Origin of the sequence: Lactobacillus sp. W8093, assembly GCF_016100925.1 — a bacterium.
Taxonomy (GTDB): domain Bacteria; phylum Bacillota; class Bacilli; order Lactobacillales; family Lactobacillaceae; genus Lactobacillus; species Lactobacillus helsingborgensis.
The window spans coordinates 35707-49570 of sequence record NZ_JACFRL010000004.1 but is presented as its reverse complement, the minus strand read 5'-3'; the positions used below and the strand labels follow the sequence as shown (position 1 = coordinate 49570).

Below are 13864 nucleotides of genomic sequence, written 5' to 3'. Positions count from 1 at the left end.
ATAAACAATGTTGATAGATTTTTAATATAATAACGAGGTAGAGAGTAAATGAAATTTAGTCATAAATTTATGATGGTATCGGCTGCTGCGTTAATTGGTATCAGCCCAGTATTAAGCGGCAGTCAAGCTGTAGTAGTGCAAGCTGCTGATAAGCCTGCAGCAAAGAAAAACAATGTCAAACAAAATACGATCAAGTTAAATCATAATGCTTATGTTTATGATAAAAATGGTAAGAGGTTAAAAACCTATATGGGTAGTGCCAAAAGAACCAAAATTGGTAAGGGAATTACCCTAAACTTTAATACCAAAGTTACGATCAATAATAAAGATTACTATGATATAGGTGGCAATGCCTACGTTAAAGCAGCTAATGTAGGTTATGTTAATGGTAAAAAAGTTACTAAATCAGCACCTACAGCAAAAGCTAAGATTAAGCACAATGCCTATATTTATGACGCTAAAGGTAAGACAGAAAAGAAGAAGATTAAAAAAGGGCAAACAGTTACTGTTGATCAGTTAATTTACATTGGTAAAAAGCTTTTCTACAGAATAAATGGTCAAAATAATCAGTTTATTAAGGCAGCCAATGTGGGTAAAACAACTGGTGCAAAATTAAAACCTGTTAATAAAAAGCCCGGTAAAAATGATAATGCCCCGAGTGACAACCAAAATGATCCAACTGTAATTACCTTGAGCCACAATGCTTACATATATGATGGTAATGGTAAGTCTACTAAAGTCTTAATCAGAACAGGACAAAAGGTTACAGTCGATGAATTAAAATACATTGGCAAGAAATTGTATTATCACCTAAATGACACAAATTATCCGGGTGCTGACCAATGGGTAAAGAAGAATAATGTAGGAATTGTTAATGGTAAGCAATTAAAACCTTCAAATTCCAAGCCGGAAAATGATACTGATGTAACTACTGTCACTTTGGCACGGAATACAAATGTTTATAACAACAAGGGTGTAGTTCAACCTACCAAAACTTTTGCTAAAGGACATAGAGCACGAGTAACTGAACTTCGTTATATTTGGGTAAGTGCTGACAATAAGGCAGAATTATTCTATAAACTGCAAAGTGATAAGAATGGGTATCTTAAAGAAGAAGATATCAGCTTAGTAAGTGGTGCCAAGTTAACTCCGGTTAACACACCAGAAACTGCTAAGAGTGAAACTGTCACTGCCACAGCCACAGATAAAAAGGCACTTAGTGATTTACTAAGTCAGGATGCTTCAGTAAAAGCAAGTGATACCTATAAGCTTTCTGCTAAATCAGCTCGTGATGCTTATGATAGTGCAATTGCAACGGGCAATCAGGTTAACAGTGCAATCTCTACTGTTGCTCATATTACCGATTCTGTAAATCAAATCACTGCTGCGAAAGCTGCTTTAAACGGTAAAAAAGTTATTGTCAATGACTTGAAGAATTTGTCTTTTGCAGAGTCCGAAGAAATTGTTAACTTGGTAGCTAGCGTGAATGGTGTAGACAAGAGTGCAGTGCAGTTTATTAATAATAATTCAATGCTAACTGTTACGAGTGCTAATGGTTTCCAGCAAATTTTAAATATTGCAGACTATGCTGCAACTAATAAATAGTTTTTAACAAATTTAAAAAAGGGTCTGGGAAAAAACTCTAACCTAACTAAAAAGGCTGACAAATCAAGTCAATAAAACGTTGATTTGTCGGTCTTTTTAAATTGTAAATTTTTTAATTTAACTTCAAAGAGCACTTTTTCCCAGACACTTTTGTTTGAATTATTTAGTATTCAATTGAATTTGCTGTGTTTAACTATGTTTATATTTTAATTTGTATATCTATTAAAAGAAAAATACAAAAAAATTATGGTATATACCACTTTTATATTGTATCAAAATATACTCTATATGTACTACATATTTTGGTGTATACCAAAGCCGAAAAGCTTACTGCCGCAACAATTTTAGCGAAAAAAGTAAAGCGTTTCCAAACAATGTGGTATAATACAAGTGGAGTAAAAATTTAGTAGGAGGAAATAATTATGAATGCTTTGATTAACTGGTTAAATAAGCATGTCGTTCCGATTGCTGCTAAGATTGGTTCGATTCGCTGGCTCGTGGCGTTACGTGATGCTTTCATTGCAATTATGCCATTAACATTAGCCGGTTCTTTCGCTACCGTTCTTAATGCTTTAGTCAGGGACATTCCAACTAATTTTGGTTGGATTGGCTTTGTCAATTCAATGCAGTGGCTGATTAGCCTCAACTCACTAGTTTGGACGGGTACTATGGCCATTTTGGGTCTGTTATTCTCGTTCACATTTGGTTATCAATTATGTGTGCAATACAAAGTTGAACCAATCGCTGGTGGTCTAGTCAGTTTGGGTACTTTCATTATGGGATTACCACAAAACTTCACTGTTGATTTGAAGAATGCCTTAACTAAGGGTGATATTAAAACTTTAACTGACGCTGGTACTGCAGTAACTGGTAAAAATGTTAGTGCTTGGGGTTATTTTAACTTTAATAAATACTTTGGATCTGCCGGGTTCTTTACCGTCATGATTATGGGTGCTATTTCAGTTACAATATATATTTACTTGGTTAAGAAACATATAACTATTAAAATGCCTGATAGTGTCCCACCTGCAGTTTCTAATGCCTTTACTGGCATTATTCCTGCAACAGTAGGTTTGTACGCTGTTGGCGTAATTGATTACCTATTTAGTCTCAACCAAACAACGGTGATTGACTTTATTTCTAAGACTATTCAGGATCCTTTGCTTAAGATTGGTCAAGGATATGGTAGTGTGCTTCTTATCACTATTTTGGTCCAAGTATTTTGGTTCTTTGGTATTCACGGTACGAATGTACTTATGCCGATTACCGAAACTATTTGGATGACAGCACAGATTGCAAATATTAATGCTGGTCAAAATGGTAAACCGCTACCTTACGTTTGGACTAGAACTGACTTTGACTTTTATGTCTGGATCGGTGGTGCAGGTTCAACTCTGCTTCTAATTTTGGCTATTCTGGCATTTTCTAAGCGTGAAGATCAACGTGCAGTTGCTAAAGTTTCATTGGTTCCAGGATTATTTAATATTAACGAACCAGTAATGTTTGGTATGCCAATTGTTTTGGACCCGATTTACTTTATTCCATTCATTCTAGCTCCGATTGTAATGGTTTCAACTTCATACGCGGCACTAAATCTTGGTTGGGTAGCACCAATTAAGGCTAATGTGCCATGGTGTATGCCACCATTTCTAAATGCGTTTATCGGCACATTGGATTGGCGTTCAATCATTTTACAGGCGGTAAATATGGTTATAGGCTTCTTAATCTATGTACCATTTGTTAAAGCCGCTAACAATGTTAAACCTGCAGCTGAATAATCTTTTAAGGAGTTTTAAATGAAGCAATTAGGTATTTCACTTTATCCCGAGCAAAGTACATTTGAACAGGATAAAGAATATATGGATTTAGCCCATCATTATGGCTATAGCAGAATATTTACATCACTTTTGCAGTTAAAAAGTGCGAGTGGAGAAGATATCCTCGCAAAGTTAAAGAAAGATGTAGCTTATGCTAATGAACTAGGCTTTAAAACTGTAGTAGATATTAACCCTGTTTTATTTAAAGAATTAAAAATTGACTATAACGATCTGGTCTTTTTCAAGGACTTAGGTGTTTGGGGCTTAAGGTTAGATGAAGGCTTCAGCGGCATGGAAGAGGCTGCGATGACTCATAATCCCTATGGGCTTAAGATTGAGTTAAATATGAGTCGGGGTACAAATTATCTTGACAGTATTATGGCTTATGATCCTGAAGTTGATAATTTGATCGGTTGTCATAACTTTTATCCTCAAGAGTACACTGGATTAAGTGAAAAATTTTTTAATGAGTATTCGCAGAAATATCGTGATTATGGATTACATACAGCTGCGTTTATTTCATCAAAGAATGCGAAATTTGGTCCGTGGCCTGTTCATGAAGGGCTTCCGACTATGGAGAGCGATCGCCAACGCAATATTTTTAGTCAAGTTACTCACTTACGTTTGAGCAAAAAGATTGATGATATAATTATTGGTAACGCTTTTGCTAGTGAAGATGAATTAGCTGCTGCAGCTAAGGCTTTTAAGAGTCCTTTTGCCACTTTGACAATGGAATTTGATGAGGGAACTAAGCCAATTGAAAGAACTATTTGCTTAAAAGAACCACATTTATACCGTGGCGATGCTTCAGAATTCTTACTACGTGATACTCAGCCACGTGTTATTTATGCAAAGGAAGATATTCCAGCTCACAATAATAATAAACCAACTTTTGAACGCGGAGATATTGTAGTTGTTAATGACCAGTATCCTCGTTATAAAGGTGAATTGCAGATTGTCTTAACACCTTTTCCAAATGATGGTAGACGTAACTTGGTTGGACGTTTATGTGCAGATGACTTAGACTTATTGCAAAAAATTGAGCCGTGGAGTACATTCATTTTGCAAGAAAACTAATACGTAGTTTTGTTTTAAAAACCGCGAACAAATTGTTCACGGTTTTTTTATTTGCTCATTTTTTACCGTAAATAAAATAGTATAATAATTGATGTAAGTGATTTCATAAAAAGGGAGAAATAGAAACACATGCTAGGTTTTTCAATATATCTCAACCGCGACTTAACGGCTGCAGATTATAATTATTTGCTGGCAATGCGTAATGCTGGTTTAACCACTGTCTTTACCTCATTGCATATACCAGAAGATGATCAAAAAGTTGTTTTGAAAAGATTAGCTGAGTTAACGAAGTGGTGTCAGAATTTAGAAACAGACATAATTGCCGACGTTTCTGAGGAGGGATTAGAGCAATTAGGTATTGCATTAGATAACGAAAAGCAGATTGAAAGTCTGGGGTTAACTGGACTAAGAATAGATGATGGTGTGACGTCAGCTACTATAGCTAAACTTTCGCAGAAAATGCCCATTGCTCTGAATGCCAGCACTATAAATGAAGATGACATCACAGCTTTACGAGAACACGGCGCCAGTTTCGAAAATTTACAAGCTTGGCATAACTTTTATCCGCGCCCAGAAACTGGCCTAGATGCAAATTGGTTGGAACAAAAAAATAATTGGTTACACCAAATGAATTTGGAAACGATGGCGTTTGTTGCGGGCGATGATGTTCTGCGTGGACCTATTCATGCTGGACTGCCAACTCTTGAAAAACATAGAGGTGAGAATCCTTTAGCTGCCGCATTGGAATTGAAACAGCTTGGTTGCGATCATGTCTTTATTGGTGATGGTTCCCTAACAACGAATATGATTGACTGTTTTAAAAATTACATCAAACAGCAGACTATTACACTTCACGTTGATGGGAACCTGCCTGAATTATTCAATTATGAATGGAGCAATCGTCCAGATGTGGCACGAGATGTGATTAGGTTGACGGAGGGGCGTAGCCGCCAGCTTTTTAACACAGAACCACAGACAAAAGTAAGTGCACGTCCTAAGGGAACAATTACCTGTGATAATAAATTATATCTGCGTTATCAGGGTGAATTACAAATAACTAAGCGTGATTTACCAGTAGATAAGAAAGTTAACATTTTGGGACATGTCGTGCCTCAAGACCTACCGCTTTTAGATCAAATAGGTGCAGGTCAGAAAATTCATTTTGTGGAACTGAAAAAAGACTAGGGGTTATTTGTGTAAAATTAAAAAGCCATCTAGCAGGAATGTCTCGATTTTTCCAGCTAAAATACTAGGTCAAGCAATCTATTAATCATAAAATTGGTATAGTGCAATAATTACCTAAATTTTAGATAATATATTTATAATATTGAAAATTGGTATAATTAATACTATACTTACTTTGTGTTGACACTGTTTTGAGTAAATATTTTGTCGAAGGATATAAAAATATTCACTTAAATTATTTTTCTGTAATCTTATTAAAGGAGTCGAAAATGAAAATTAAAAAATGCGGATTAGCAATTTTAACGCTACTTCCGATTGTTTTCTTCTTAGCTGGTTGTGGCAGTAAAAAGAAGGCAGCTAATCCTGCTGTCAAGCCAAATCAGAGTCAAGTAGTTACTACTACGATGTATTCCAAAAAAATGCACTTGGACTGGAATTATGATGTCTATCTGCCAGCGGGTTATGACCCTAGTGGCAATAAAAGATATCCTGTTTTATACATGCTGCACGGTGTAAACGGCAATCACAGGAACTTACTTGAAAGGTTTAATTCTCAACAGATCTTGGATGGTTTAGTCCACCGCAAGAACAAGAAAATGATAGTGGTTTTTGTAGATGGGTTTAACAGTTTTTATGTTAATCAAAAAGACGGTTTGCCAATGGAAGATGCCATCGTTCACGACATGGTCCCGACAATTAATAAACTTTATAAAACTAAAACTGATCCTGATCACACGGCTATTGGTGGGATTTCAATGGGCGGCTATGGAGCAGCCAGATTTGTCCTGAAATATCCTAACTTGTTTGGTAAGGCAGTTTTGATTTCACCTTCAGTGTGGTATAACCTGCCTAACACTAACCCTATTAAAATGAGCATGCACGCGTTTACTGATGGAAAAAAGAGCTGGTCGGATAAAGTTTACCAGTCTTTATTCCCGACAAATTACCTTGGTGATCAATCAGCCAAAAGCAAGTTTTTTGTCGAAACCACATCATCAGATACTACTGTACCGGTAAAAGATGTTAACCGCTTTGTGAAAAAATTGCAAAGTAACAATATCAGTGTTAAATATGTCAAAGACAGTGGCGATAATCACAACTGGACTTATTGGGCCAAAGCTGCACCAAATGCCTATAATTGGGCTTTGGATGAAATGAACTAGTGAGGTGAGCAAAATGACAAAAAAATCTGAGCAAGATTTAGCACAAGAAATATTAGAATTAGTCGGTGGTAAATCAAATATAAGTGAAATTGTTTCTTGTATGACAAGGTTGCGCTTAACTGTCAAAGATAATTCACTAGTTAATATTGATGCTTTGAAAAAAGTCGCTGGTGTTTTAGGAGTTGTACAATCAGAAACGCTGCAAATTGTTTTAGGACCCGGAAAAGTTACGAAAGTAGCTCAAATAATGGCTAATTTAGCTGATATCAACCTCACTACTGAAGATGGTAACAGTGATTTAGCAGAGGTGAAAAAACAAGCCCAGGAAAATAAAGCTGCCCAAAAGGCTAAGCATGACAAACCACTCCAAAGAGGGTTACATCATATTGCTAATGTCTTTGTACCGCTCTTACCAGGTATTATTGCCGCAGGACTGGTAAATGGTATTACCAATGTTATTGACTACCAAACTGGCAGTGCATTTGCTAATGACTGGTGGTACATGGCTATTAAAACAATTGGCTGGGGTCTGTTTGCCTTTTTACCAGTATTTGTAGGGATGTACGCCGCCAAAGAATTTAAAGGTAGTCCAATCCTTGGCGGTATTGGCGGTATCTTCTGTTTAAGTCTAGGTTTACCAACATTTCCTTTAGCTTCGCTTGCAATTTCTATGCCCTTCACAAATAAACCTTATGTTACGGGTGTCGGTGGCTTACTGACCGCTTTATTTATGGGTATATTTATCGCACTGACGGAAAGATGGATTAGAACATGGATGCCTAATATATTCGATACATTTTTCACTCCGATTTTGACACTGATTTTCTGCTGCTTGATTTCAGTAGTTTTCCTGCAGCCTGTCGGAAATTGGCTAACAAATATTATTTATGTAGTCCTTGATTTCTTATACACCAAATTAAGCTGGATCGGTGGTTATCTGTTATCCTCAACGTTCTTAGGCTTGGTTTCTGTAGGATTGCATCAAGCTCTAACTCCTATCCACGTTATGTTGAATGACCCTACTGGTCCTACTCACGGAATTAACTATTTATTACCCATTTTAACAATGGCCGGTGGCGGTCAAGTTGGAGCTGGACTTGCTTTATACTTTAAGAGTAAGAACAAAAGGTTTAAGAAACTGGTCATGAGTTCAATTCCAGTTGCGATTTTAGGTGTTGGCGAACCTTTAATGTACGCTGTCACACTTCCATTAGGCAGGTCCTTTATTACTGCGTGTTTGGGTGCCGGCTTTGGCGGTATAGCAGCCTCACTCTTTCATTTAGGGACTGTTTCTCAGGGCGTTTCAGGAATTTTTGGTTTACTAATAATTCAACCAGGACAACAGTTACAATTTGTGATTGCCATGTTAATCGCATATTTAGGTGGTTTCATTTGTACTTGGTTCTTTGGTGTTGATCAAAACCGAATTAATGAACTATTTCCAGAATAAGATTTAACTATATCAATTAAAAAATAAGTTAGGAATAATATGGCAATAAAAAATTTAGTGACCGAAACTCGTAATCCTGCTACGACTCACATTGATACCATGTCCACACTTGATATGGTAAAGACGATTAATGTAGAAGATCAAAAGGCAGCTCAAGCTGTTGCACTTACAGAAAAACAAATTGCACTTGCGATTGATGAAACCGCAAAAAGATATGCGCAAGGTGGCCGTTTAGTATATATGGGTGCTGGCACCAGTGGCCGTTTAGGCGTGCTGGACGCTGCAGAATTAGTGCCTACGTATGGTATTAAACCGGAGAGAGCAGTTGGTTTAATTGCCGGTGGTAAAGGTGCAATGTTTTCTGCCGTAGAAGGTGCAGAAGATTCTACTGTACTGGGCAGTACTGATTTAAACAAAATAAAAATAACTGCTAATGACGTGGTTATTGGATTAGCTGCTAGTGGTAGGACTCCTTATGTTGTTGGCGGACTGGAATATGCCAAGAAAAAGGGTGCCTTAACCATTGCAGTAGCTTGTGTGCCAAACTCAGTTATTGGTCAAGCAGCCGAGATTGCGATAGAGGCAGTTGTTGGACCTGAGGTGGTCACAGGGTCAACACGCATGAAAGCCGGTACAGCACAAAAAATGATTTTAAATATGATTTCAACCGGTGTAATGATCAAACAAGGTAAAGTTTACCAGAATGTGATGATTGATGTGCAACCGACTAATGCGAAGTTAGTTGACCGTGCATGTCGCATTATAAGTGAGACTACAAGTGTTACCACTGAGGAGGCTTTAGCTTACTTAAAACAAGCCGATAACAAAGTTGACTTAGCCATAATAATGGCAAAAACTAAAAAAGATAAAAATGCTGCTGGCAAGTTGCTCACAAGATATCATGGCAATGTTAGCCGTGTATTACAGGGAGAATAAAATGTTTGGCTACGAATAATTTTGGCTAACCTTTCAGATGGTATTTAAACCAACTGAAAGGTTTTTCTTTGATAAATTATGAATTATTTTGTTAAAAAGTCCTATTTTACGGTTTAATCTAGTATTCAAGGCTTGAATGTCATTCATTAAAGTTGAATAATAATATAGGAAGTAACTTTTTCAGACAACTTTTGGTAAAATAATAAGTTGTTAACAATTTTAATACGGAGGAAATTATGTCTTATAAAGACAATATGATGTTGTTTGCCCTTAATTCAAACGTTCCGCTGGCAGAAAAAATTGCCGAACGTGTGGGGGTACCCCTAAGTAAGTCCAGCGTTCAACGCTTTAGTGACGGCGAAATTCAAATTAATATTGATGAATCTGTCCGGGGTAAAGATGTATATTTAATTCAGTCAACCAGTGTGCCGGTTAATGATAACTTAATGGAGTTGCTAATCATGATTGACGCTGTGCGCCGTGCCAGTGCACAGACGATTAATATTGTAATTCCTTACTATGGTTATGCTCGTCAAGATCGTAAAACAAGACCCCGTGAGCCAATCACTGCTAAACTAGTAGCTGATATGTTGCAAGAAGCTGGTGCAACTAGAGTTTTATCACTCGATCTTCACGCCCCACAAATTCAAGGATTCTTTGATATCCCAGTTGACAATTTAATGGGTGCACCTTTACTTGCTGATTACTTTTTAAGGAATAATTTGCAAAAAGATGCCGTGGTAGTTTCACCTGACCATGGTGGTGTGACTCGTGCCCGCAAGTTAGCAGAGTTTTTAAAGACACCAATTGCAATTGTGGATAAACGTCGCCCACGTGCCAATGTTTCAGAGGTAATGAATATCATTGGTAACGTTAAAGGTAAGCGCGCTATCATTATTGATGACATGATTGATACAGCAGGAACAATCACCCTAGCTGCACAAGCATTAATAGATGCTGGAGCAACAGAAGTTTATGCTAGTGCTACACATGCAGTTTTATCAGGTCCTGCTATTCAAAGATTAAACGATTCTCCGATTAAAAACTTGGTATTAACGGACTCCATCAATCAACCAGTTGAAAAGAAACTGGAAAAAACACTTTTAGTTTCGGTTGGTCCACTTATTGGGGATGCAATCAAGTGCATTCAAAAGCACGAAGCACTTAGTCCTTTATTTAATACCAGATATGAAAAAGATAAACACAAATAAAAGATAAACTAGAAGATCTGCTTAATTAAAGCAGGTCTTTTAGTTTGGGCAAATGACCACTTAGTTCAATAAAATGACCTTTTGGTAAAATTTGATTGCATTTAAAATTAAATTAAAGTTTAATAAAATCATAGTAAAAATGAAAGGACGAAAAGCGATGTCACTCAAAGAGCTATTAAAAACTAATATTCCACGAGCAATTTTCATTCTGTTTATCTTTTTTGCCTATGCCGTGGGTGGAACAATCTCGACCTATCTTTTTAAATATGCAATTAATGATTTAACTAAAGGTAATTGGGAAAGATTTGTATTGTGGATGCTTATTGATTTTGCTTTTTCTATATTCACAGTCTTGTCTTTGCCGTTAGGTACTTTTTTGTTCAACAAACAAATTCAGGAATGCGTGCACAACATTCGTGCCCAAATAATGCGGCGGTATTACAATTCTGGCGGTTATAAAGTATCAGAAATGCAAAATGAGTTAGGCAACAATCTCAAGATTTTAACAGATGATTATGCTACACCTTGGATTGAAATTTGGACCAATTTGTTAAGTCTTGTCTTTGCAATTGGCACATTGATAACTCTGCATTGGTCATTAATTTTATTTGTTGCTGTAGCGGCAATTATTGTGCTGATGCTACCTAAAATTATGACCAAAAAGTTATCGAATTCTACAGCTGCAGCAGCTAAGAAAAACGCACAGCTTTTAAATACCATTGAAAATTGGTTTTCCGGATTAGGAGAATTACGCCGTTACAGTGCGGGAGCTCGCTTGGACAGAGCACTTGGCCAAGACAGCCGGAAACTGGCAGCAGCCAATATTTATAGAAGAAAAGTGCAAGGAATTTCTATTAGCATTAATGGCTTAGGCAATGCCATTGGTCAAATAGGAGCAAGCTTATGGAGTGGGCTGCTATTTTTTGCACATGTGATTACTTTAGGTGATTGGTTTATAGCTGGTAGCTTCGCTTCAACAATTTTTAATGGTCTCTGGTCAGTTATTAGTGCAATGACGCAGATGAGATCCACCAAAAAATTGCGTCAGGAAATTGCACAATTGACAGAACCACTACCTGAAAGAAAAAAAGGTACTGTTGCTTATGGCGTAGAGTGTCACAATTTAATGGTGCAATACCAAAATGGTGAAAGTATTACCTATCCTGATTTTACGATCAACAAAGGTGATAAAGTTTTACTTTCTGGTGATTCTGGTACAGGCAAGTCGACTTTATTCAAAGTTTTACTGGGACAACTTAAACCTGAAACAGGTGAAGTTTATTTCACTGCTAAAGACGGCACCAAAATTTTACCGCAAAACACTCAGTTAGGTTATGTCGCTCAAGATGCAACTCTTTTTCCTGACACTATTGCTAATAATATTACGATGTTTAATCGTAAATTGACTAGCAAGCTCAAAGAAGTCATTCAAAGAGTTCAGTTAGTGCCAGATTTAGCCAAGTTTCCCAAGCAAATTGATACTGTGGTTGATCTGGATCAGGGCAATTTATCAGGTGGACAAAGACAAAAGGTAGTCTTAGCTCGAGCGGAGGTTCATGATGAGCCGTTTCTGCTACTAGACGAGGCTACTAGTGCAATAGATAGTAATGCCACTAGTGCAATCATTGGTGATTTACTTGATACTGATAAGACGGTTTTAATGATTGCTCATAACTTTAGCCCCGAATTAAAAGAAAAATTTGATTATCAAATTCATTTACAATCAAATAAAAAGAAGGGTAATTCGGATGACAATTAAAGACTTTTATCAACAAAATCCCTTACGTTTTATTATTTTACTTTTAATCAATGTCAGTTTCTATGCACTGTTAATTCTTAGTACGGTATTCAGTATTATTGAAACAACCGCAATTCAACAAGGCAATTTTAAAATGTTTTTAATTGCTATTGTATGTGCTTTTGTCTGTGCAATGTCAGATTATTTACTGCAGGGGCTGTCACAATACATTTTGTCTCAGCAGGAAGAGCAATATAATGTTGCAATCAGGGATAAAACCACTAAACATTTTTATGCAGATCAAAAAGACCATGCAGTAGCACAAGTTCAAAACCGCTTAACCCATGACTTGGTTCAAAGTCAGCAAAATTTTCTTTCCCCTCTTTTTAGTTTAATTGGCGGAATAGTCATTATAATTGCGACTGTTGTCTTATTGCTCTCATTACATTGGAGTTTGCTCATAACAATATTAATCATGGTGCTAATCTCTTTAGCTTTACCCAAGCTGCTTGAGAAGCCGTTACAAAAGTCAATGCTTAATATTTCAAAGAGCAATCAAAAGTATCTTGACAAGTTGGAAAAATGGCTGAATGGACTTGCTGAACTACAGCGTTATCTTAGTGGTGCAAAATTATTTAAGGTAACAAGTGCTGCAGCGAAGGAATTAGAAGATGCTAATGTTAAGCAAAATGGAGTCATGCAGTTATTGACTATCATTAATGGCTTGGTATCAACAATTTTCTCATTGATTTTATTTTTACTGGCAGGTTATTTGTTCAAACAACATCTGGTTGTATTCGGCGTCATTACAGGAGTAGGCAATTGCCTAAACTACTTGAAACAAGGAATTCAGTTTATAGTAACCTCTTACGGCAGAATGAAAGGTTCGGGCGTTCTGAACAAGGAAATTGCCCAAACGGCCGCGCCAGTAACAACAAAAGAAATAAAAGAAGTGGCGACACCCGCTGCAATTACTACACACGATCTCAGTTTGCAATTTGCTAATGGTGAAAGTTTGCTGTTTCCTGATATTGATGTAAAAGCCGGTGAAAAAATTCTTTTAACCGGTGACTCTGGAGCAGGTAAATCAACGTTATTCAAACTCATTTTAGGGCAAATTAAACCTAGTTCGGGACAAATCACTTTTAAAAACAAAAATGGTAATATAGTTAACCCCGACATGAGTAAAATTGGCTATATTCCCCAAGATCCGGTACTTTTTCCAGTAAGCATCGCCGATAACATGACAATGTTTGCCGATAAACTAAAAAGTGCTCTACCTCAACTGGTAGAGAAGGTGCAACTGGCAGGTGATATTGCTAAATTTGATAAAGGCTTGAACCAAAAAATTAATTTAAATAAATTGAATATTTCAGGTGGGCAAAGACAGAAAATTGTTCTGGTGCGGGCATTAGTTCACCAAAGTGAAATTATTTTAATCGATGAGGGTACTAGTGCTATTGACCAGCAAGCAACAATGCAAATCTTACGGGAAGTTACAGCAACACCAGCCACAGTGATTTTTATTGCTCATAGTTTTAATACACAAATGAAGCAACTCTTTGATAGGGAAATTCACCTAGTTAAACAAACAAAATAAAAATGTGACTTGCAACTCAAATTATATTTTCGTATTAAGAATTTTTAACCCAGATAATAAAAATAAACTAAAAGAAAGGAGA

10 protein-coding genes are annotated in these 13864 nt (G+C 36.7%); all 10 read left to right on the top strand.

Going from position 1 to position 13864, the window contains the following annotated elements; translation table 11 throughout:
- Positions 1 to 48: 48 nt before the first annotated feature.
- The 10 genes from H3T47_RS03685 to H3T47_RS03640 all read left to right on the top strand — a co-directional run bounded on the left by H3T47_RS03685 (position 49) and on the right by H3T47_RS03640 (position 13782).
- On the top strand, positions 49 to 1605 hold the full coding sequence (locus H3T47_RS03685; protein ID WP_199282593.1) for an SLAP domain-containing protein: 1557 nt from the start codon (positions 49 to 51) through the stop codon (positions 1603 to 1605).
- A gap of 422 nt (positions 1606 to 2027) precedes the next feature.
- Positions 2028 to 3383 carry a PTS sugar transporter subunit IIC gene (locus tag H3T47_RS03680; RefSeq protein ID WP_038523995.1) on the top strand — a complete coding sequence of 452 codons (1356 nt, stop codon included), beginning with the start codon at positions 2028 to 2030 and terminating at the stop codon, positions 3381 to 3383.
- A gap of 18 nt (positions 3384 to 3401) precedes the next feature.
- Positions 3402 to 4499, top strand: a complete 1098-nt coding sequence (locus tag H3T47_RS03675; RefSeq protein ID WP_199282592.1) for a DUF871 domain-containing protein — start codon at positions 3402 to 3404, stop codon at positions 4497 to 4499.
- A 129-nt stretch (positions 4500 to 4628) separates the two neighbouring features.
- A complete protein-coding gene (locus H3T47_RS03670; protein ID WP_199282591.1) occupies positions 4629 to 5684 on the top strand; it encodes a DUF871 domain-containing protein in 1056 nt (351 codons plus the stop codon).
- A 269-nt stretch (positions 5685 to 5953) separates the two neighbouring features.
- A complete protein-coding gene (locus H3T47_RS03665; RefSeq protein WP_199282590.1) occupies positions 5954 to 6847 on the top strand; it encodes an esterase family protein in 894 nt (297 codons plus the stop codon).
- 13 nt (positions 6848 to 6860) lie between these two features.
- Positions 6861 to 8297 (top strand): PTS transporter subunit EIIC, encoded by a 1437-nt coding sequence (locus tag H3T47_RS03660; RefSeq protein ID WP_199282589.1) that lies wholly within the window; start codon positions 6861 to 6863, stop codon positions 8295 to 8297.
- 39 nt (positions 8298 to 8336) lie between these two features.
- The gene (gene murQ / locus H3T47_RS03655) at positions 8337 to 9233 is read left to right on the top strand and encodes an N-acetylmuramic acid 6-phosphate etherase (protein WP_199282588.1); all 897 of its coding nucleotides are present in this window, start codon (positions 8337 to 8339) and stop codon (positions 9231 to 9233) included.
- Between the two features lie 236 nt (positions 9234 to 9469).
- Entirely contained in the window at positions 9470 to 10444 is a 975-nt protein-coding gene (locus H3T47_RS03650; RefSeq protein WP_038523978.1) for a ribose-phosphate diphosphokinase, read from the top strand.
- 157 nt (positions 10445 to 10601) lie between these two features.
- Entirely contained in the window at positions 10602 to 12203 is a 1602-nt protein-coding gene (locus tag H3T47_RS03645) for an ABC transporter ATP-binding protein (protein ID WP_199282587.1), read from the top strand.
- A complete protein-coding gene (locus tag H3T47_RS03640; RefSeq protein ID WP_199282586.1) occupies positions 12193 to 13782 on the top strand; it encodes an ABC transporter ATP-binding protein in 1590 nt (529 codons plus the stop codon). The genes H3T47_RS03645 and H3T47_RS03640 overlap by 11 nt, the downstream gene beginning before the upstream one ends.
- The last annotated feature ends 82 nt before the right edge of the window (positions 13783 to 13864 follow it).

Bases quoted from the DNA above. Each gene is read 5' to 3' on its own strand.
- H3T47_RS03645 (WP_199282587.1), top strand. From the start codon at position 10,602: ATGTCACTCAAAGAGCTATTAAAAACTAATATTCCACGAGCAATTTTC.
- H3T47_RS03675 (WP_199282592.1), top strand. From the start codon at position 3,402: ATGAAGCAATTAGGTATTTCACTTTATCCCGAGCAAAGTACATTTGAA.
- H3T47_RS03685 (WP_199282593.1), top strand. From the start codon at position 49: ATGAAATTTAGTCATAAATTTATGATGGTATCGGCTGCTGCGTTAATT.
- H3T47_RS03665 (WP_199282590.1), top strand. From the start codon at position 5,954: ATGAAAATTAAAAAATGCGGATTAGCAATTTTAACGCTACTTCCGATT.
- murQ (WP_199282588.1), top strand. From the start codon at position 8,337: ATGGCAATAAAAAATTTAGTGACCGAAACTCGTAATCCTGCTACGACT.
- H3T47_RS03670 (WP_199282591.1), top strand. From the start codon at position 4,629: ATGCTAGGTTTTTCAATATATCTCAACCGCGACTTAACGGCTGCAGAT.
- H3T47_RS03660 (WP_199282589.1), top strand. From the start codon at position 6,861: ATGACAAAAAAATCTGAGCAAGATTTAGCACAAGAAATATTAGAATTA.
- H3T47_RS03640 (WP_199282586.1), top strand. From the start codon at position 12,193: ATGACAATTAAAGACTTTTATCAACAAAATCCCTTACGTTTTATTATT.
- H3T47_RS03650 (WP_038523978.1), top strand. From the start codon at position 9,470: ATGTCTTATAAAGACAATATGATGTTGTTTGCCCTTAATTCAAACGTT.
- H3T47_RS03680 (WP_038523995.1), top strand. From the start codon at position 2,028: ATGAATGCTTTGATTAACTGGTTAAATAAGCATGTCGTTCCGATTGCT.